This window comes from Megasphaera sp. UBA4382 (genome assembly GCF_002391155.1).
GTDB lineage: Bacteria > Bacillota > Negativicutes > Veillonellales > Megasphaeraceae > Megasphaera > Megasphaera hexanoica.
In genome coordinates, this window is sequence record NZ_DGRS01000048.1 from 1 (window position 1) to 21,575 (window position 21,575).

At 53.6% G+C, this 21,575-nt stretch carries 5 protein-coding genes and 2 tRNA genes; 6 read left to right on the top strand and 1 reads right to left on the bottom strand.

Annotation, left to right across the window (positions count from 1 at the left end; translation table 11 throughout):
* Positions 1-342: 342 nt before the first annotated feature.
* Complete coding sequence (gene eno / locus B4H10_RS05505) at positions 343-1,638, top strand: phosphopyruvate hydratase (protein WP_292018348.1); 1,296 nt, start codon at positions 343-345, stop codon at positions 1,636-1,638.
* A 228-nt stretch (positions 1,639-1,866) separates the two neighbouring features.
* Here eno and B4H10_RS05510 read toward each other — a convergent pair whose 3' ends face one another.
* On the bottom strand, positions 1,867-2,523 hold the full coding sequence (locus B4H10_RS05510; RefSeq protein ID WP_292018349.1) for a cupin domain-containing protein: 657 nt from the start codon (positions 2,521-2,523) through the stop codon (positions 1,867-1,869).
* A 321-nt stretch (positions 2,524-2,844) separates the two neighbouring features.
* On the opposite strand from B4H10_RS05510, the gene B4H10_RS05515 reads away from it, so the two are divergent.
* The 5 genes from B4H10_RS05515 (at position 2,845) to B4H10_RS05535 (ending at position 21,573) form a co-directional block, all read left to right on the top strand.
* Entirely contained in the window at positions 2,845-18,051 is a 15,207-nt protein-coding gene (locus B4H10_RS05515) for an ESPR-type extended signal peptide-containing protein (protein WP_292018350.1), read from the top strand.
* Between the two features lie 145 nt (positions 18,052-18,196).
* Positions 18,197-18,874 carry a TerC family protein gene (locus B4H10_RS05520; RefSeq protein WP_278675805.1) on the top strand — a complete coding sequence of 226 codons (678 nt, stop codon included), beginning with the start codon at positions 18,197-18,199 and terminating at the stop codon, positions 18,872-18,874.
* 123 nt (positions 18,875-18,997) lie between these two features.
* A tRNA-Pro gene (locus tag B4H10_RS05525) sits at positions 18,998-19,074 on the top strand.
* A 71-nt stretch (positions 19,075-19,145) separates the two neighbouring features.
* Positions 19,146-19,237 (top strand) — tRNA-Ser (locus B4H10_RS05530).
* 572 nt (positions 19,238-19,809) lie between these two features.
* On the top strand, positions 19,810-21,573 hold the full coding sequence (locus tag B4H10_RS05535) for a ShlB/FhaC/HecB family hemolysin secretion/activation protein (RefSeq protein ID WP_292018351.1): 1,764 nt from the start codon (positions 19,810-19,812) through the stop codon (positions 21,571-21,573).
* Positions 21,574-21,575: the final 2 nt, after the last annotated feature.

The following is a 21,575-nucleotide window of genomic DNA, read 5'->3' on the forward strand; positions in this document are numbered from 1 at the left end:
ACTAGCTTATGCTAGTGCTTTTTTTGTGTGGTTAGTGATTAGTGGGAAGTGAAGAAAACAGGACACCAGTCCAATACGGCTGGTGTCCTGTTCATTAGATGGCTGCCTGCGAACTGCGGCCTGCGTTCTGTGGCTGCTGCCCTTTCCGGCCTGCAAACGGCGCTCTTTTCTCTTGAAAATACAAGAGGACTGAAAAAGTGGACCGGATATGTCTAAATACAATAACATCAATTCTCATAAAATATTATGCGAAAGATACTTTATATTGTATAATATAACTGTAAAAATACTGAATATATGGTGCTCATGGGTGTTGTATCTACCGATAAAGGAGGCTTTATTATGAAAGATATTCGCATTGAAAAAGTTATTGGCCGGGAAATCCTTGATTCACGGGGAAATCCTACCGTGCAGGCCGATGTGTGGTTGTCCGACGGAACCCTTGGCCGCAGTGCTGCTCCCAGCGGTGCCTCGACGGGACAGTTTGAAGCATTGGAATTGCGTGACGGCGATGCACAGCGCTTTGGCGGCAAAGGCGTTACCCAGGCCGTTAGTCACGTCAATACGGTATTGCAGGATGTTCTGAGAGGTCAGAATCCTTTTGATACGTATGGCATTGACAGCCTGATGATTCACGCCGATGGCACGCCTGATAAGTCACGCCTCGGCGCCAATGCCATTTTAGCTGTATCGCTGGCCTGCGCCCATGCAGCTGCTGCGTCCCTGGGGATTCCCCTTTATCGTTTCCTCGGCGGCGTCAATGGCAATTATCTGCCTGTACCGATGATGAACATTCTAAATGGCGGTGCCCATGCAGCCAATACGGTTGACGTCCAGGAATTTATGATCATGCCGGCAGGAGCTTCTTCGTTCCGGGAAGGTCTGCGCTGGTGCGCTGAGGTTTATCATTCTCTGGCAGGTCTTCTGCAGGCCAGAGGATTGGCTACTTCTGTTGGCGACGAAGGCGGCTTTGCTCCGGATCTGGCCAGCGATGAAGAGGCTATCCGGTATATCATTCAGGCCATTGAAAAAGCTGGTTATGAACCGGGTAAAGATTTCGTCCTTGCTCTTGATGCCGCTGCCAGCGAATGGAAAGGGCCGAAACCGGGCGTTTACGTCCTGCCCAAGAGCGGTCAGTCCTTTACGACAGATGAACTCATTGCACACTGGCAGAAGCTTTCCCAGGCTTATCCCATTTACTCCATCGAAGATGGTTTGGATGAAGAAGACTGGGATGGCTGGTCCGCTTTGACAAAGGCCCTGGGACAGCGCGTACAGCTCGTTGGTGACGACTTATTCGTTACCAATACAAAACGTCTGGCCAAAGGGATTGCCCAGGGTTGCGGCAATGCCATCCTCATCAAGCTCAATCAGATTGGATCTGTATCGGAAACGTTGGAAGCCATCAAAATGGCACACCGCGCTGGTTATCGGGCCATCGTTTCCCATCGTTCCGGTGAAACAGAAGATACATCTATTGCTGATTTGGCCGTCGCTCTGAATACGGCACAGATCAAGAGCGGCGCACCAAACCGTAGCGAACGTGTGGCGAAATACAACCGTTTGCTTCAGATTGAAGATGAATTGCGTGGCCAGGGAATCTATCCCGGCTTCCAGGCATTTGGCATCCAGCGCTGAGTGCAATGCTCTTGTCCCTGCATACAGACTTTATGTAAAATTAGAGGCTGATATAGGAAAATATCCGTCTTCAGGAGCGTAAACAACGGGAGACTGCTAAAACTTACAGTATAAAAGGCACCAGCCAAAGTGAGCTGGTGCCTTTTAAGTTTGATGTTTGACGAAACGGCCTGCCGCCTGCGAATGCGGCCTGCTGTTTTTCCTGGCCCGCGGCCTGCGGCTTTTTCCCTACTTCAGTGTCAGGAGAAGCGCCATTTTAAAGTTGTCATCTGCCTGTACGGCGTGACGGGCCCCGGCGGCGAATTTGATGGTCTCTCCCTTATGGATTGTCAGAGGCGTACCTTCATACGTGATGGTAGCTGTGCCGTCTAATGCAAATACCAGAGCTTCGCCTGGTGCGGCATGTTCCGAAAGGCCCGTGCCAGCAGCCAGACTCATGACGACGAATTTTAATTTTGGATCGGAAATGATATCCATATTGATGATTTTTCCATCCTGGTAAGGAACGAGATTAGCGAGCTGAAATACGTTTCCTTCTTTGATGATGTCGTTCATAGTCGATTCCTCCTGTAATGTCAATTCACTATAAATAGTATCGATCTCGGCCTTCATGCCAACGGGAATATGACGCGGTGTCAGAATGCTGTCGCCGGCCTGTAGTATCTGTAAGATGCCGTCTGGAGTGTATATGGTCAGCGTTCCAGCCAGTACGTACAGCCATTTGGGATAGGCATAGCTTTCGGCACTGATATCGGTGTGAGCGGCCATAGAAAAATAGGAAAAGGTATATCCGTTTTTTTGAAATTCCTGACTGGAAATAGTGCAGCCGGGAACGGGCTGATTGTCCCGGGCAATAGAAAAAATTTTCCCTGCAGATTCTTTCATAGTCTCACCTCTTTAGCAAATTAATTCTATACATAGTATACGTAATTTTATATGATGTATCCGTTGCATTTCTAACGAAATTATATTTCTTTCTCATTCGTCTTAAATATTAATTTATAACAAAAAAATATGAATGATATTTTTTCACGATTCATTTCTATACGTTTTAAAGGGCCTCTGTTAATGTGTTATAATAAAAATTGTACGATTATCACAAAACAATATATTATATTTATCGAGTTATTACTATTTTTTATTTCAAAACGGTGGTAATTCTTTTATAAGAGATACGTAGAATTATTTTGAACTAGGTGGTATATCATGAATAAAATCTTTAAAGTCATTTGGAGCAAGGCACGCTCGGCATGGGTTGTCGTATCGGAAATCGCAAAAAATCACGGATCAAAAGATGGGGTAGTTCATGACAGACGCAACCGCTATATCTGGCTGGCAAGGGCCATAACACTGACACTGGTGCTGGGGAGTACAGCCGTAGTTCCTGCCTATGCGGCTGCCGGAGAGAAAGTTCAATATGACGGTGTGACTATTGGAGATTATCCTCACACTCAGGGGGATTTATTTGTTTATGGGACCAGTAAATTTTATGGAACTGTTCTATTCAATGATGGAGAATTCGCTTATGACAGCCAGAAGCACGGCTTCAGTTTCGGCAAGGAACAATGGAATAGCAAGCTATACAATTACTCCATTGCCATCGGTGATACGGGGGAAGGCAGTGACTACAGCATTGTTTTAGGGCGTAATGCTTCTGGTAAAGGGACCTATGATGTAGCCATCGGTGATACGGCCTATGCGGAAAAAGCCAACTCCGTTGCCATCGGGAAGAGTGCGTCTGCCCAAGGGACATCTTCCATAGCCTTGGGTGAATCGGCACAGGCCACGGCAGAAGATGGTATTTCCATCGGCCATTCTTCTGAATCCACCATGGCAGGAGCTCTCGCTTTGGGGAAAGAGGCCAAAGCTCATGGGGCTGATGCCGTGGCCATCGGGACCGGGGCCCAGGCGAACAATAATCCCTATGGGATTGCCATTGGGAAAAATGCGATTGTGAATAATCAGGGTTCTATTGCTATTGGGCAGGACAGCTCTTCGGACCATCCCTACGGGATTGCCATCGGAGGCAATAACGTGGGAGAAAAGGGTGCCAATGCCAATGGGACCTATTCCATCGCTTTGGGGGCAGATTCTCTTGTCAACGGAGCAGAAGCCGGCACAGCCATCGGTTATGGAGCGAAAGTAGATGACTCTGATTCGAAAGACGGGGTAGCACTTGGTGCATACTCCGTTTCTAATTGGGCAACTAAAGCCGGTATCCAGGGCTATTTGCCCTGGGAAGGCTCCAATGGGGGGAATGTCCAGAACAGCACCTTCCAGAGTGCTATTTCTTCTCCAATTTGGAAATCCACTACGGCAGGGGTTTCTATCGGGGACACTTCCAATGGGGACAAATCCAAATGGATTACTCGTCAATTAACTGGGCTGGCTGCCGGGACCAATGATTATGATGCCGTCAACGTGGCCCAGCTGAAAGCTTCTATGACTCAGCTTTCTTCGGCGGATGGCACGGTGAAAATCACCCCCATATACAATGATGATGGCTCCCGGACCTTTGACCTGAGCACCAGTGGCGGTTCTGGCTCTGGCAGTGGCGGCCATTTTGTCAGCGTTACGAAGAACAATGCCTCGGACAGTGATGACAGTCTGAAAAATGCCGGCAACTACAACAACGATGGGGCTACAGGGACCCAGTCTACCGCTGTAGGGGTCAATGCACAGGCCAAGACCCAGGGGACGGCCCTGGGCAATGGAGCCAATGCCTCCAATACGGGGGCGACGGCTATCGGTACCGGTTCCGTGGCTAATGGCACCAGCAGTGTAGCTCTGGGCCAGAATGCCAGCGCCCAAAATGATAATGCCGTAGCCATCGGCCATGGTTCCGGGGCGTATGCCAATTCCGTGGCCATCGGCGGGAATGCCAGATCTACGGCGGAACGGTCCGTCCATATCGGGGCCATGACTGATTCCAATACTACCACCGGCAGTGCTTCTGTGAGCATCGGGGCCGATGCCCAGGCTACGGCCAGCGGGTCTGCTTCTTTTGGCACCGGCGCAGTGGCTAGCGGCACCGATTCCCTGGCCCTGGGCCAGAACAGCAGCAGTACGGGCAATGGCAGTATAGCCATCGGTTATCAGACCAAAGTTACGAGCAATAAGGAACATGCCACTGCCGTAGGTACATCGGCCGAAGTCAATGCCACGGAAGGTACGGTCCTGGGCTATAACGCAAAGGTTAACGGAGATAAAGGCGTAGCCCTGGGCAGCGGCGCTTATGTGGCTGCAGAAAACGGCAATAAGACCAGTGTCGCTTTAGGTGCCGGTTCTCAAGTGAATAATGGGGATACCGTAGGTACGTCTTCTCTGTCTATCAAGGATACCTATGGGGAAACATCCGATTCCACTACGTATAATTTTGCTGGTACGAATCCTACTGGGACCATCAGTGTAGGTTCTGGCAGCGGTTCGTCGGAACAGACCCGGACCATCACCCATGTGGCAGCAGGACGGGTGAGCAGCACTTCCACGGACGCCATTAATGGCAGCCAGCTCTATGGGGTGACCCAGTCCATCGAAAAAGTGGAACAGAACGTAGCCAAGACGGCCACCCGCTATTACAGCGTCAATGCCACCGATACGGGCACGGGCAGCAATTACCTGAACGATGGGGCCCACGGGAACAATTCTCTGGCAGCGGGGAATAAGGCCCAAGCTTATGGAGTGGGCTCCCTGGCTATCGGCTATTCTTCTTTAGCAGGAAGTGCATCGAATGATGATACGCTCTTTAGTTCCATGGCCATAGGTCCCTACGCCAAAGCGCAGGGAACGGGGGCCATTGCCTTTGGCAACAGCTCCAATTCCTCTGGTTTTGGCGGCGTGGCTTTGGGCGGCGGTGCTACTGTCTCTAGTTATGGCGGTGTAGCTCTGGGTGGCACTTCCAGTACTACTGCCACCGGCGGCGTGGCCTTAGGGACAGGATCCCAGGCCAGTACAGCTGCTGGCCTGGCAGGATATCTCAGTGGCAAAAAAAAGGCGGAACAAGCTGATTCCGTATGGACTTCTACCATAGGAGCTGTTTCCCTGGGAGGGGGAAAGTTTAAGACAGATTCTGGGGAGAAAATATACACCCGGCAGATCACCAACCTGGCTGCCGGCACCAACGATACAGACGCCGTGAATGTGGCCCAGTTGAAAGCCGTGGAACAGGAAGGGCTTTCCCTTACGGGCAATGACAACCAGAAAGTCACCCAGTCCCTGGGCGGCAATTTCAACATCACAGGCGGTCTCACCGGGGATGCCCTGAAAGACGGGGCAGCCAGTACCGCCAACCTAGGTGTGAGGAAAAATGCCAAAGGAGATGGCCTGGAAGTGGTCATGACCACTACGCCTTCCTTTGATTCTGTGACGGCCCAAAACAGCATTACCGTAAAGAATGCTTCTACGGCAGACGGGACTTCGGATATTTCCCTGAACGGTAATGGCCTTTTCATGGGCAGCAAGAAGATCACCGGCCTGGCCGACGGGTCGGACACTACAGATGCAGTGAATTTCGGTCAGTTGAGTGCCGTTTCCAGCGATCTGTCCGCCTTTGAAAATAAAACCATCCAGGTGGGAGGCAATGTCGGCGGTACCATTTCCCGGAAACTGGGAGAAAACCCCATCCTGATCCAAGGCGCGGGTACGAAAGACAATGTGAAGTACTCCGGCACCAACCTGAAAACTTACGTGGACCAGGACGGCGTACTCCAGATTCTGCTGGATAAAGAGCTGTTGGAAGACCGGATCGATGTGGGTTCGGCCCTGGCCAATCCTACGGACAGCCGGGTGAACCATCCCGTGGTCCTGGGAACGGACAATACCGATGCCACCATCGGCTATGTGGGCATCAACGGCAGAAGTGGGACTTCGGCCGTGATTACATCTTATGCCGGATCTCCCATCCCGGACAGTGATTTTAACTATACCGACAGCGAAGGAAAATCCAGGATGACCCGCCTGGAATATACGGATCAGGCCGGCCATACCCATCATCTGGCAACCCTTACCGATGGATTGACCTTTGGCGGGGATAATTCCCAGGTGCAGATCGACAGTGAATCCGGAACCGTGACGGGGACCAATGTCATTTCCCGGAAACTGCGGGCTAAAGAGTATGGAAAAGACACCACCACCAATTACCTCCAGATCAAAGGCGGGGCTGATGCGGCCAAACTCAGTGACGGCAATATCGGGGTCCAGGCTAGCAATGATGATGGCTCCCTGACGGTCAAACTGAGCCAGGAACTGACGGGCCTGACCAGCGCCCAGTTCGGGACCACCACCATCGATGGCAGTGGACTGAAACTGGGGAATACGGGAATTTCCCTCACTGCCAGCGGACTGGACAATGGGGGCAAGAAAATCTCAAATGTAGCAGCCGGTACCATTTCCAGCACGTCCACGGACGCCATCATCGGCAGCCAGCTGACGAATATCCTGAACGCGGATGGATCCGCCAAGGGGATTTCCTTCGGAGCTGAAAGTGCGGCAGGCTCCCATACCAACCCTACCAGTGTGGCCATCGGCGGCACGATGACCCTGAAGGGGGCCGGCGGTGACACGAGTCACAAGAATCTGAGCACCCAGGTCACCGATAAAGGTGAATTGACCGTGACCCTGGCCCCGGAAATCCAGGAAAACAAGATTTATGTAGGGACCCAGATTCCCCAAGAAAGCAGTCCTACGGGGAGGGTGAACTATCCAATCATCCTGGGCGAAAACACCGTGGGGACGGATACTTATGGCTATGTGGGTATCAAGGGGAAGAATAAATCCCAGCTCTACCTGACGGCCGATCAGGATGCCAGCGGCAACACCCGCCTGGACTATCTGGATGGCAGCGGAAATGCCCATCTGGTGGCCCTGACCAGTGACGGCTATACTTTTGCCGGGGATACGGGCACGGCGAACACCCTGGCCCTGAACAGTACCCTGAGCATCACCGGGGGAATTACCGATAAGGGAAAACTGACCACGAATAACATCGGCGTGGTCTCCAGCGGCGACGGCGGCCTGACAGTCCAGCTGGCCAAGAGCCTGACGGGCCTGACCGATGCCACTTTCAACAGCGGAGCCGCCCAGACGAAGATCGATGCCAGCGGGGTGACAGCCCCCGCTTATCAAGTAGGCACAATGACCTATATCAACAGTAATGGGCTCCATGCGAATAACCAGAAAGTGACGGCTGTCCAGGCCGGGGCGCTCAGTGCGGACAGCACCGACGGGGTGAACGGCAGCCAGCTTTTTGCCACCAACCAGAATGTCAGCACCAATACGGCCAATATCAGCAATCTGACTACCCGTCTGGATGGCGCCGGAATGACCTTTGCCGGGGACAGCGGCACGCCGGTGACCAAAAAGCTCAACGAGACATTGACCCTCACTGGGGGAGAAACCAGTGTCGATAACCTGACCCAGCTCAGTGACAAGAACATCGGCCTGGTGGCAGATGGTAATGGAAAGCTGGAAGTCCGGCTGGCTAAAGATCTCACCGGCCTGACCGGTGCTTCCTTCAGCAATGGGAACTTTACCACCCAGCTCACTGGGAATGGACTGACCATCACTCCTACGACCGGTGGGAACGCCGTGACTCTGACTGCCCAGAATCTTGACCTGGGTAACCGGCAGCTCCACGGGGTACAGGCGGGAGAGGTCTCTGCCACTTCTACTGATGCCGTGAACGGCAGCCAGCTCCATGGGGTGAAAGAAACTGCGGAAAACGCCCAGACGGAAGCCAAGAAACATTCCACCGTCAGCGGATCCGGGAATGTGGACGTGACACCTTCGGACAATACGGACGGTTCCAAGAACTACACCGTGAGCCTAAAAGATACGGTGACCCTGGGCAGTAACGGAACGGCCATCACTTTAGATGGAAAGAACGGGACTGCTTCCTTTGGCTCCGGGACAAATGCTGTGACTGTGGATGGAACAAGCGGTTCCATTGCTGGGGCTTCTCTTAGCATCAGCGGTAATGTCTTGGCCGGGAGCGTGGCTGTGGGAAATATTCGTCTGAACAGTACGGACGATGCGGCCAGCCATATTACCGCCGACACCATCACCGGCCTTTCTAATATAAGCTATACCAGCACCACCCAGCTGGTGGACGACCGGGCTGCTACCGAAGGGGAACTGAGCGACGTAATCGGGAGCATCCAGAACGGAACTATCGTCAAGGGCCTTTTGACCACCGTGAAGGAAGGCTCCAACATCAGCGTGGTGGCTGATGACAAAACGGATTCCTCCAAAACCCAGTACACCATCGGCCTGAGCCCTGTGCTCACCGGGCTCACCAGCGCCCAATTCACCAACGGCAAGACCGGGACGGAGGCCCGGTCGGCTGTACTTTCTTCGGATGGAATCAGCCTGGGCAGTGAAGATACATCCGCCCAGTTCAGCCGGACCAAGGTCAGTGCCGGGAACCAGCAGATCCAGCATGTGGCCAGCGGACTGACTGGTACAACCTATACGGATGCAGCTGACAACAATGCAGCCACCGTGGGAGATTTGAAGGCCCAGAGTAAGTCTCTGACAGATACGGGGATCGTTTTTGCCGGGAATACGGGCAAGGGAACCCTGGCCCTGGGGAATACAGCCAAGATCCAGGGGGCCGATCTGGCAGATGGGACCACCCTGACAGAGGACTATACCACCGCCAACCTGACTACGGCGACGGTAAAAGCCGCGGACGGGACGGTGACTACGACCCTTTACGGGAAAAAGGATATGGCAGGCCGGTCCCTCTCTTTGGGGACCCAGGATGCTGCCGGGGCCATTGCCAATCCAGCAGCTGTATTGAAGGCCCAGACAGCCAGCAGCACCGAGGATACCCAGACCGGCCATCTGCTCCTGAAAGGGACCAGGCCGGCGGATACGGTGACGGCCGCTGCCCAGACCAGTGCGGACATCTACGTCCAGGACGGCAGTGATGAACTGAAGCCGGCGGACAGCAAAAAAATGACCCGCGTGACTTATACCGATGAAAGCACCGGCATCCATGAACTGGCCACCATGGAAGACGGGCTGAAGTTCCAGGGGGATAAGGGAAATACGTCGGCTGTTTTGCTGAACAACACACTGACCGTGACCGGCGGGGCAGATACGGCCAAGCTGACTACAGGAAATATCGGAGTGACCAGTGACGGGGACCAGGGCTTGACCATTGCTCTGGCCAAGGAACTGAAAGATCTGACCAGCGTTGACGTGACGGGAGAGAAGTTCGCCACCACCCTTACAGGGGACGGGATGACCATCGCACCTGTCGGGAGCGGTGCTGCGGCCAGTTCCCTGGTAATCAATGCCAGCACAGGCATCAACCTGGGAAACCGGAAGGTCACGGGCCTTACGGCTGGCACCATTGGGGCCGGTTCTACCGATGCGGTGAACGGCAGCCAGCTCCATACGGTCCAGGAGGCGGCCAGCCAGGCCCAGGCGGAAGCCAGGAAACATTCCACCGTCAGCGTGGTAGACAACAACCTGCTACTGACGCCTACCACTGAAAGTGATGACAAAGGGGCCGACTACGCCCTGAAACTGAACAACAAGATCACCCTGGGGACCGGAGACAACCAGGTGGTCCTGGACGGCAGCGATACGGGGATTTCTTCTTTCGGAAAGCAGATCACCCTCAATGGGGCCACTGGGGCAGTTGGGGTTACTTCATTGACGGCCAGCGGTGCGGTCAGTGCTTCCAGTGTGACTGTTGGAGATATCATCCTCCACAGCGTAGCTGACAGCACGGCCAATCCCAACGTTATGAAAGACACCATTACTGGTTTGGGGAATACCACCTATGATGACAAGAATATTGTCAGCAACCGGGCAGCTACAGAAGGTCAGCTCCAAAGCCTGGTTTCCCAGATCAATGCAGGACAGATTTCAGCTGGGTCCACAGTGGTTGCCGGCAGCAGCAACATCTCCATCAGCAGCAGCAAGGATGATACGGGGAAAATCACTACGTATACGGCTTCCCTGACACCTGAACTGACCGGATTGACCAGGGCTGTATTCACCAATGGCAAAACGGGAAAGGAGGAAGAGACGAATACCCTGACAGCTAATGGCCTAACCTTGGGAACCGATGATGGGGCGGCACGCTTTACCCGCAGCGGTATCAGTGCCGGTTCCCAGCAGATCAAAAATCTGGGCAGCGGTATCACCGGTACGGATGGGACAGTTTCCATCTATGACACCACAGTCACCGGCCAGGCGGACTATAACAATGCCGCCAGCATCGGGGACGTGCAAAAACTGGTGCAGGAAAAGGCGGCCGTCGGCACCAACGTGGCCGGCAACAACAGCACCCAGGCCAAACTGGCCCTGGGCGGCACCATTTCCGTCAAAGGGTTCGATGTGGCCCTCTCGTCCACAGAGACCCTGACGGATAAACTGGCTAACGACTATTCTTCTGCTAATGTGACCACCCAGGTCACCGGCAGTGACGGGAATGTGACCACCACCGTGTACCTGAAGAAAGACCTGGTGGGCCGTTCCCTGACTTTGGGGACCATCGGTTCGGACGGGAATGTGGCGGAAAGCGACCGGACTGCCTCTCTGTATCAAGCCCAGTCCCAGGCAAAGGATGATACGGCTCTGACCGGTCATCTGTTCCTGGCGGGAGAAAAACGGACAGGAGCTGCTGAGAATCCCACCGTTACCCATACTTCTGCAGATCTCTTCGTGAAAGATGGTGCGGAAGGAGATAATGCCAAGGGGGACCTGCTGAACCCGGATACTCCGGTCACCCGGATCTACTATAAGGATGAAGGGAACTATACCTATGCCCTGGCTACCATGGACGACGGCTTCTATGCGGCGGGAGATAGTGGCAAAGCGGATATCCTGCTGAATAAGACCTTGAACCTGAAGGGCGGTCTGACAATCGGCAACGGCCAAACGGCGGATGCCCTGCTCACCAGTGGGAACATCGGAGTGGTGGCCGACAGCGGCACGGATACCCTGAACCTGCGCTTGGCCAAGAAGCTCAAGGACCTGACCTCTGCCACCTTTATCGGGGACACTACGTCTCTCACGGTGGACGGCACCGGCCTGAAACTGACGCCCAATGCGGGTTCTTCTGCCAAAGCCCTGACCCTGACTTCGGATCAGATCGATCTGGGCGGGCGGAAACTCCAGAATGTGGGCTCCGGCTCCGTGGCAGAAGGTTCCACGGATGGAGTCAACGGGGACGATGTGTACAAGGTCCAGCAGAAAGCGGAAGCGGCCCAGACGGAAGCGGCCAAACATACCACCGTCTCTGTCAGCGGCGATAATCTGGCTCTCCAGACCACATCGAACGTCAACGGTTCCACCAATTATGAAGTGAAACTGAATGACAAGGTGACCCTGGGGACAGGTGCGGCCAAACAGATTACCCTAGATGGGGTAAATGGGAATGCTTCCATCGGCCAGCAGATTACCCTGGAAGGGGAAACCGGCAAGGTGACGGCTAGTTCCTTCAGCACCACCGGGAATGTGGAGGCCGGTTCTGTCTCTGTGGGCGGCATGACCCTGAACAGTGCGGAAAGCCATCCGGCAGATAAGGATAAGACCCAGTGGGTGGATAAGGACACCCTCACCGGCCTTTCCAATGTGACCTATAAAGCGAATGAAATCCACGAATCCCGGGCAGCCACGGAAGGCCAGCTCCAGGATGTGGTCAGCAAGATCAAGAGCGGGGATATTTCCGGCGGTGCCCTGACTTCTGTCAGCCAGGGTTCTAATATCACCGTTTCCAGCACGCCCAGTGCTGATGGGAAGAAGACCGATTACCAGGTGAGCCTGGCCAAGGATCTTTCCGACCTTTCCAGTGCGTCCTTCACCAACGGGAAGACCGGTAGCGATGCGCAGGCAGCTGTAGTGGATGCCACCGGCCTGTCCTTAGGGCAGGGAGAGGAGGCGGCCCGTTTCACCCGTAGCGGCATCAGCGCTGGCGGCCAACAGGTGACGAAAGTGGGCAGCGGCCTGAAGAAAGTCTCTGATACCTCCTATCTCTATGATGATACGGTGGCAGGCCAGGAAAATTACAACCACGCCGCCAATATCGGAGATGTGCGCACCATGCTCAGCGATGCCCGGGACGTGTTCTCCGGGAACAACGGCACCACCGCTACCCTGACCCTGGGCAAGACGGCTGCCTTCCAGGGATCGGACGTGGCCCTGACGGGCAGCCAGACCCTGGAGGAAGCCCTGGCCGCTGACTACTCGAAAGCCAACCTGACGGCCCGGACTGTGGGGAACAGCGACGGTTCTGTGACTACCAGCCTGTACATGAAGCAGGATATGGTGGGCCGTTCCCTGAGCCTGGGGAATATCGGCGACGATGGGAAGGTAGCCGATCCGTCTGCCCAGCTGTACACCCAGCCTGCCAGCGATACGGACAGTACCCTGACCGGCCACTTGAAGCTGACTGGCAGCAGAGAGTCCCAGGATGGGCAGACCAGTTCTACATCTGCAGACATCTATGTAAAGGATGCCCCGGGGTCTGATCGGACCGACGAAAATCGGGCTGTGACCCGGCTGATGTACCGGGATGGGGTGGACCAGCGGGATCATACTGTGGCCACCCTGGATGACGGATTCTACGTCCAAGGGGATACCAACCAGGGGAACACTCTGAACCTCCCGCTTACCAGCACTCTGAAGATTCAGGGGAACACCACCGCCGGCTCCGGTCTGACGGCCGGGAACATCGGTGTGGTCTCCGATGGGAAAGATACCCTGACGGTCCAACTGGCGGATACCCTGACGGGGCTGAAGAAAATCAGCTTCGCCGGTTCCACCGTCAGCATCGGTCAGGAGGGAATCAATGCGGGGAGTAAACAGATTGTAAACGTTGCCAGTGGATTACCTTCTGGAACGGCTTTAAAAGATGCGTCCGGCACTACCCTGCAGAATGCAGCCAATATTGGAGATGTGAAGAATGCCGCAACGGCCGCTACTACAGAGGTAAGGGCTGGAAGAAATGTATCCATTACAGATAAAGACATCCAGACCGATAAAGATGGGCACAAAATTTATACGATTAATGCCGACTTCCAGGGAGCTGATGTGAGCGGTTCCAATGCAGTGGTCTATGACAGTGATGCCAAGACCCAGGTGACACTGGGGGGCAGCAGTTCTGCCTCGCCGGTCAAACTGACCAACCTGGCAGACGGGGCCATCAGTTCCACTTCTACCGATGCGGTCACGGGCAGACAGCTGAACGAAGTGATCACTTATCGGAACCAGACCATCAATGTGGCTGGGGATACCGGTTCTGCGGTGAAGCTGAACCACGGCAACACCCTGAAGATTGCCGGGGATCCCAATATCAGTACCAGCTCTTCCGGCAGCGATACGGCCAAGGATGGCACGCTGCAGGTTTCCCTGGCTGATAACGTGTACCTGCAGGGGCTCCATATCGGCAGCACCTATCCGGCCCACAGCGATGCCAGTGTGGACAGTGTGGCCCTGACGGCCGATGCGGACAATCAGACGGGCATCCTGACCCTGCGGGGCGATGCTACCCATGTCAGCGATGCCTATCCTCGGGCCCAGGCGGATATTTCCGTCCTCAGCGCTGATCCGGATCAGACCTATGTGGCAGATCCTTTCCTGCAGGAAGTGTACCAGACCAGCAGTTCCGGAAGCATCACGAAGAATCAGCCGGTGCGCCTTGCCTATCGGGATAATTACAACACGGCCCACCAGATCGCTACCTTGGACGACGGCTATGTTTTCTCCGGTGACAACGGGGACAAGAACCTGACGGAAAAGCTGAACGGCACCGTGGCATTGCGCGGCATGGATAACGCACATGCATCCCAGATTACATCGGATACGGCCAACACGTATCTGACGAAGAACAACATCGGCGTGGTGACGAAGCCTAAGGTCCTGAACGAAGACGGCTCTACCCAGGGCGGGGAAGTGGAAATCCGGCTGGCCAAGGAACTGACGGGCCTGACCAGTGCCACCTTCACCAACGACAACGGCGATACGGCGGTGATTGATGCAAAGAACCTGAAGCTGACGCTGAACGCCCAGGCGGAGGGCAAATCGCCTGTGAGCCTGACCAGCAACGGCCTGGACAATGGCAAGAATAAAATCACCAATGTGGCTGCCGGGACCAGCGACACCGATGCGGTGAACTACGGCCAGATCAAGTCCATCATCAATGCCGATGACGGAAATATCAAGGGGCTGACCTTCGCGGCTGGGGACAACACATCGGCTACGGTGCATCTGGGGGATACCCTGAAGATCGCCGGTGCCACAGATCAGGATGGGGCCCAGAATATCCATACTACGGTGAAGGATGGGACGATGACTCTCCAGCTGGACCGGAAAGTCCAGGTGGACGAGCTCCATGTGGGCCAGAAAGGCAGCGATGCCGCTTCTCTGACGGCTGTGAAAATGGATGGAGAGACTGGTTCCATCGGTCAGCTGCATCTGCAAGGGATGGGAAATGCCCAGGCCAATATCATGACCAAGATGGGTACTGCTTCCCTGGCTAGCACCGACGCTACCACCACCCGGCTGACCTACAACAACGGCAATGTGGGCAATGCCCATGAAGTCGCCATCCTGGAAGACGGGCTGCGGTTCACTGGGGACAACTATGTGGCAGCCAGCGGCAGCACGCTGGAACAGAACGTGGTGAAGACCCAGCTGGACCAGACCCTTTCCATTACCGGCGGACAGTCCGATACAGGCGCCCTCACAGCCCTGACGGATAAGAACATCGGGGTAGTGGCGGAAGACGGCGGCCTCAGCGTGCGCCTGTCCAAAGTCCTGGATGGGATGACGGACATCTACATGGGGAACAACCGGGAAAATGCGTCCCATCTGACCAAGACCGGTCTCTATCTGATCCCCAAGAGCAGTACGGAATATGTGGCGAAGTTTACCGCCGATGACGGGATCTCTGCCGGCAGCCAGACCATCAATGATGTGGCAGATGGAGTGAAGGACAGTGATGCGGCTACTGTCGGCCAGCTGAAAAATGTGGAAGCCAAGGCCAACAATGCCACCAAGCTGACCGTGAACCACGGACAGTCGGAGGGCAATCTGACTCTGACGGATACTCTGGATAAGGACGGCATCCATCATACCTATGATGTGGCCCTCAGCGACAAGGTGACCGTAGGCAGTGCCGGCCAATCCATTACCCTGGATGGGACGGCCAACACCATCAATGGCGGCAGCTATGTGCAGTTCGGCGGGCAGACTTCTTCTACCGGCAATGTGATTGCCAATCCGTTGTCCATTGGCTGGCAGTCGGCAGCTCTGCAGGATGTGATCACGGAAGAAGCCAAAGGTTCCCAGACCGGGAATTTCATCGACGGTCTCAGCAATACTAGCTGGAATCCGGTGAATGTGGGTTACAGCCCCAACCGGGCCGCTACGGAAGGCCAGCTGCGGGATTTGGAAAAACAGGTCTGGGAGAATCCCATCACCTTCTTGGGGAACCATGATGCGGACAAGACGGCGGAAGAAAGCCAGGGTATTACGGCTGAATTGGGCTCTAAAGTCCGGATCATCGGCACCGGGACTGGCGAAGCGGGAGATTTCGATGCATCCAACCTCAATGTCATCGCCGGCAAGACGCCGGATGGAAAGAGCGACGCCCTCATCATCCAGATGAAGAAGGCGCCCAGCTTCACCACGGTCCATGCCGGTACTCCTGATGCACAGGGAGTCTATCCTGTGAGTGTGGGACAAGTGACGGTTACCCGGGATGGCAAGACGGAGACCGTGGATGGAGTGGTCATCACCGATGGTCCCATGATCACCAAAGACGGGATCAACAACTACGGGAAACAGATCACCCATATGAAGAGCGGCGGTATTTATAACGAAGAAGATAAGAAATATCATTACGAAAGTGATGAAGTAGGTACTAACGCCGCTACCATTCAGGACGTCAAGAATATTGCCAATGCAGCAGCCCAGTCCGAAGTGGAAGCTAAACGGGTGACCGTCAGCGGTGTCAATGACAATATCACGGTAACGCCTGCGGCAGACAATCCCAACCACTATCAGGTCAAACTCAGTGATACTCTGAAACTGGGACAGGACTCCAAGAGCAACCCGAATATCCTCATTGATGGACAGAATGGAAAAGTGACGGTGGGCAGCGGTTCCACTGGGAACAATTCCGTCATCATCGATGGGAACGGCGGGACGGTGACTATCGGCAACGGCACCAGCGGCCACCAGAAGGTGACCATCAGCGGCAATGATGGCACGATCAGCGGTCTTACCAACAGGACTATCAATGCCCCGGACTTTGCCACCAAGGGACGGGCGGCCACGGAAGAACAGTTGAAACTGGTGGCTGACAATGTAAGTGACCTGAAGAAGAACAATTCCGACTTCCAGCTGGTGGGAGAAAAGGACAAGGAGGGGAACTACACCGGGGACTACAAGGTTTCTGATGACAACAAAGTGAATCTCCATGTCCAGGATCAGATGCATCCGGACCAGGTGAAGGATATCACCATCGACAATGTGGCCAAGGCTTCGGATCTGGGCGATGTTTCCCAGATCAGCGAAGACATCCGGAACAAGGAGAACAACAATGTGGTGGATGCCCTGAACAACCTGAACCAGAAGGTGAAGGATGCAGCCAATGGCAGCTGGGAGAGCCAGATCGACGGGGAAACCGTGAAGAAGGTCAAGGCAGGCGACGTCCAGAACTTCACCAGCGGGGACAACATCGAACTGTCCAACGACAACGGTGCCATCAAGATCGCCACCAAGAAGGATGTATCCTTTGACAAGGTGACCATCGGCAGCGGGGACAGCAAGATGACGCTGGACAAAGATGGCCTCCAGGCTGGCAAGGTCAAAATCTCCAGCAGTGAAATCAACGCCGGCGGTAACCAGATTCATGGCGTGGCCGATGGCAAAGAAAAGGATGATGCGGCCACGGTCGGACAGGTTGCGAAAGTGGCAGATGCCGCAGGAGAAGCCATTAACAGCCTGGGCAATCATCTCAGCCGCCTCGATACGCGCATCAACCGCGTCGGTGCCGGGGCTGCGGCTCTGGCAGCACTTCATCCTGATCCCAACGGCGACGATGCCTGGAGTATTTCTGCCGGCATCGGCAATTACCGCAATTCTACGGCAGCGGCTATCGGTGCCTTCTACCGGCCCAATGACAATACGATTGTCAGCATGGGCGCGACCGTAGGAAATGGCGAAAACATGATCAATGCCGGTGTCACCGTGGGAATCGGCAGTGGTGTCAGCCGCGGACCTGTTTCCAAAGCTGCACTGGTACGGGAAATCTCCACGCTCAAACAGGAAAATCAGGCAAAAGATGCAGAAGTAAAGAACCTGAAGAATCAGGTACAGGAACTGCAGAAACAGAATCAGGATACGCAGGAAAAACTCGATCGTATCATGGAAAAATTAGGTCTGAAATAATGTACCTGATTACAGGGGCTGTCTCTATGGCAGCCTCTGTTTTTTTACCGCAGAAAGTCATCATTTACGTATCCCCACCCTACACAAGCCGCTTATTTTTGCGTATAATATACCTGTTGTTTTGTGCAGGTAAAGGAGGTTTCTCTTGGAAGAAAATATACTGTTTGATATATGGACCATTGCCCAGGTCGTCCTCATCGATCTGGCATTGGGCGGCGATAATTCTATCGTCATTGGCATGGCAGCAAAAAATCTGCCTCATCATTTGCAGAAGAAGGCCATTCTGTACGGAACCGGCGGGGCTATTGTCCTGCGTTTCCTCATGGCTGCTGCCGTTGTCTGGCTGCTGCAGATTCCCTATCTCAAGACCGTCGGTGCTATCCTGCTGGTCCTTATTGGTATTAAGCTCATCGGAGCCGATGATGACGAAAATATTCACGTAGAAGCGAAGGATTCCCTCTTTGCGGCCGTGCGCACTATCATTGCCGCCGACGCCCTCATGAGCCTCGACAACGTGCTGGGAATCGTCGGTGCCACCGGCGGCCACCTGGGGCTTCTGGTGCTGGGCATGATGATTTCCGTTCCTATCATCATCTTTGGCAGCACTATCGTCATCAAAATCATGAACCGTTTTCCCATACTGGTCTATATTGGCGGGGCCATCCTCGGTTGGGCTGCCGGCGGGATGCTGGCAACGGATCCGTACTTTCCCTATGGAAAAGGAAATGAAACGGTGATTCAGGGCATATTGGTTGCTGTTACCCTGGCCGGAGGATTCCTCTGGAAAAAACGGAACGACCGGAAACAGAAAGCCCGTAAGTAAGCCGGCCTTCTGGTTGCGATGGCTCTGGCAGAAGGTATCAGCAAACCTAAAGACATGGCAAAATAATGTAAATATTTCACTTGACTTTTGTTGTGAATATGGTATTATATACAAGTCAGGTGACGGGGCGTAGCGCAGTTTGGTAGCGCGCTTGGTTCGGGACTAAGAGGTCGCAGGTTCGAATCCTGTCGCCCCGACCATATTTACACATTGGGTGTTGATCCCGACAGCACCGTGAAAACTTCATAGAGTGCAACAATGTGTAAGGCATGGAGAGGTGTCCGAGTGGCTGAAGGAGCATGATTGGAAATCATGTGTACGGCTACAGCTGTACCGAGGGTTCAAATCCCTCTCTCTCCGCCAAAGCAATGAAACGGCTCTGTACGATATGTAGCGATACATAAATCGCTTAGTACAGGGCCGTTTTTGTGTTTATAAAAATATTTTCGTATCGCATATTATCACGAAATAAATATAGGTATTCTCTATTTGGGATTTTGTGATATTTTATGATGGATTTGAGAGATGCCGGCTTCGGCAAGTATACTGAATGAGTATGTCACTGGTGTGTTTCGTGTTCCTGTTGTCATCAGGGCACATTTTTTATATGTGTCTCAAACGGATGTAGGACACAAACGTAAAAGAACAGTTTTCCATATCCAGACGGAAAAGATAGTGAATATGGTACAGCGAATAAACATAATGTATTTATATTAGAACGATTGAGTTGTGTTTAAAACATTATGTTTTTTATAATTGCGCTTTATTTTATCGTCTTATAAAATAAATTTAACATTACGAATAATCATGGAATTCTAATAAATATTGTTATATAATATGAAAGCAGAATAAGAAAAATAGATTACAAATTGATAATTTATATTTATTGATTGCTATATACATGATGTTTTGACAACGTATAGGGGGATTTTTTTGTGAGAAGGAGTCACAACAGAAAAATTAGAATCATCATAGCAGCTGCTGTTTTGGGAGCTGCTCAAGCTGTCTGTATACAAGCGGCCATCCCGGCTGGTCTGCCGGAAGGACTGCGGGATACGCCACGCAAAGCTGATGCAGGTATGCTGCAGAATGAATGGCGGGACCGGCAGCGAGCACTGACCATTCCTGAAGCATCGAAAAATATCAAGGTACAGACGCCTGAACAGGGAACATCATCGGCTATTGAGGGAAAAGAGGTCACCCTTCCCGTCCGGGAATTCAAGATTACCGGGCAGGATATCTATCCCGAACAGACGCTGCAGGCACTGCTGGCGGACAATAAGGGAAAAGACCTCACTTTTGCCCAGCTGCAGGGCGGGGCTGATGTACTCACGAAATATTTTCGTGACCATGGCTATCTTGTCGCACGGGCTTATCTGCCGCAACAGCAGATAGACCAGGGGACTGTGACCTATGTCGTGCAAGTGGGACGGCTTGACGGGGTAACTGTTGAAAATCATACGAAAATCAACGACGCAGCCATACAGCGGCAGATTGGGTTCCTGAAAAAGGGTGATTACGTTACCCGGACCGAACTGGAACGGGCCGTCTGGCTCCTGTCGGATCTGGCTGATGCAGACGCCAAGGTAACGCTCAGCCAGGGCAGTGAACCGGGAACGGTTCATGTCCTGCTCGATGTCGATCCATACAAGACAAAACACGGTCTGGCAACGGCTGATAACTATGGCAGCCGCTCCATGGGGTATAACCAGTATGGTGTCAATTATGATTTTACCAATCTGGCCCACGAAGGGGATCATCTGAACACGGGCATCGCTACTTCCGGCCGCAAGATGTTCGACTGGGGTGCCAATTATACGATTCCTGTCCTGACCGATGGCCTGCGCATGACTGTCGGTTACAACGTCATGAGTTATGATCTGGGAGATGAATTTTCCTATCTCGACGGGGTAGGTCAGTCCCGCGTGGCTTCCATCGGATTTGATTATGCCATCCAGCGCAGCCGGCTGCACAATTTTTATGCCGGCATCGGATACGAACACAGCCGTATGAAAGATGAATACCGCCTGTGGGATGCAACCTATGGAGATAAGACGGGGAACGCAGCCGTGTTCTCCCTGTACGGGGACAGCCAGGATAATGAAGGGTTCACGAACTGGCGTGTTGATTATAAATGGGGACACATCACCAACGATGCATTGTATAATTCATCCAATCCTTTTGTTCCGCTTCTGGCCAATAGTCCCCGGACGACCGGTACATATGAAAAAATGCGAGGCTATATCGAACGACATCAGAATATCAACAGCCGCCTGTATCTGCTCCTGACAGCACGGGGCCAATACGCTTTTTCCAACCTGGATTCGTCAGAGCATTTCTATCTCGGCGGGCCGTACGGCGTACGGGCTTATCCGACCAGTGAAGCCTCCGGCGATACGGGATATCTGACACGGGCTGAACTGCGTTGGCAGCTGCCTATCAAGAAGAATGACCAGCAGCTGCAGCTGGCCGCTTATCTGGAACACGGCGGCATCTGGATCAATAAGGACAGCAGTCTGAATCCCGGTGCCAAAAACCACCGCAATCTGCAGGGCATCGGTCTGGGGCTTATCTGGTCCCGTCATGAAGACTGGTTCGTCCGGGCTGATTATGCCTGGAAACTGGGTTCCGAAGAACCGGTCAGCGATACGCGCCATAGCAATGGACAATTCTGGCTCCGCACAGGCGTATATTTCTAAGA

Excerpts from the sequence above, each read along its gene's own strand:
- eno (WP_292018348.1), top strand. The coding sequence starts at position 343 with ATGAAAGATATTCGCATTGAAAAAGTTATTGGCCGGGAAATCCTTGAT.
- B4H10_RS05510 (WP_292018349.1), bottom strand. The coding sequence starts at position 2,523 with ATGAAAGAATCTGCAGGGAAAATTTTTTCTATTGCCCGGGACAATCAG.
- B4H10_RS05515 (WP_292018350.1), top strand. The coding sequence starts at position 2,845 with ATGAATAAAATCTTTAAAGTCATTTGGAGCAAGGCACGCTCGGCATGG.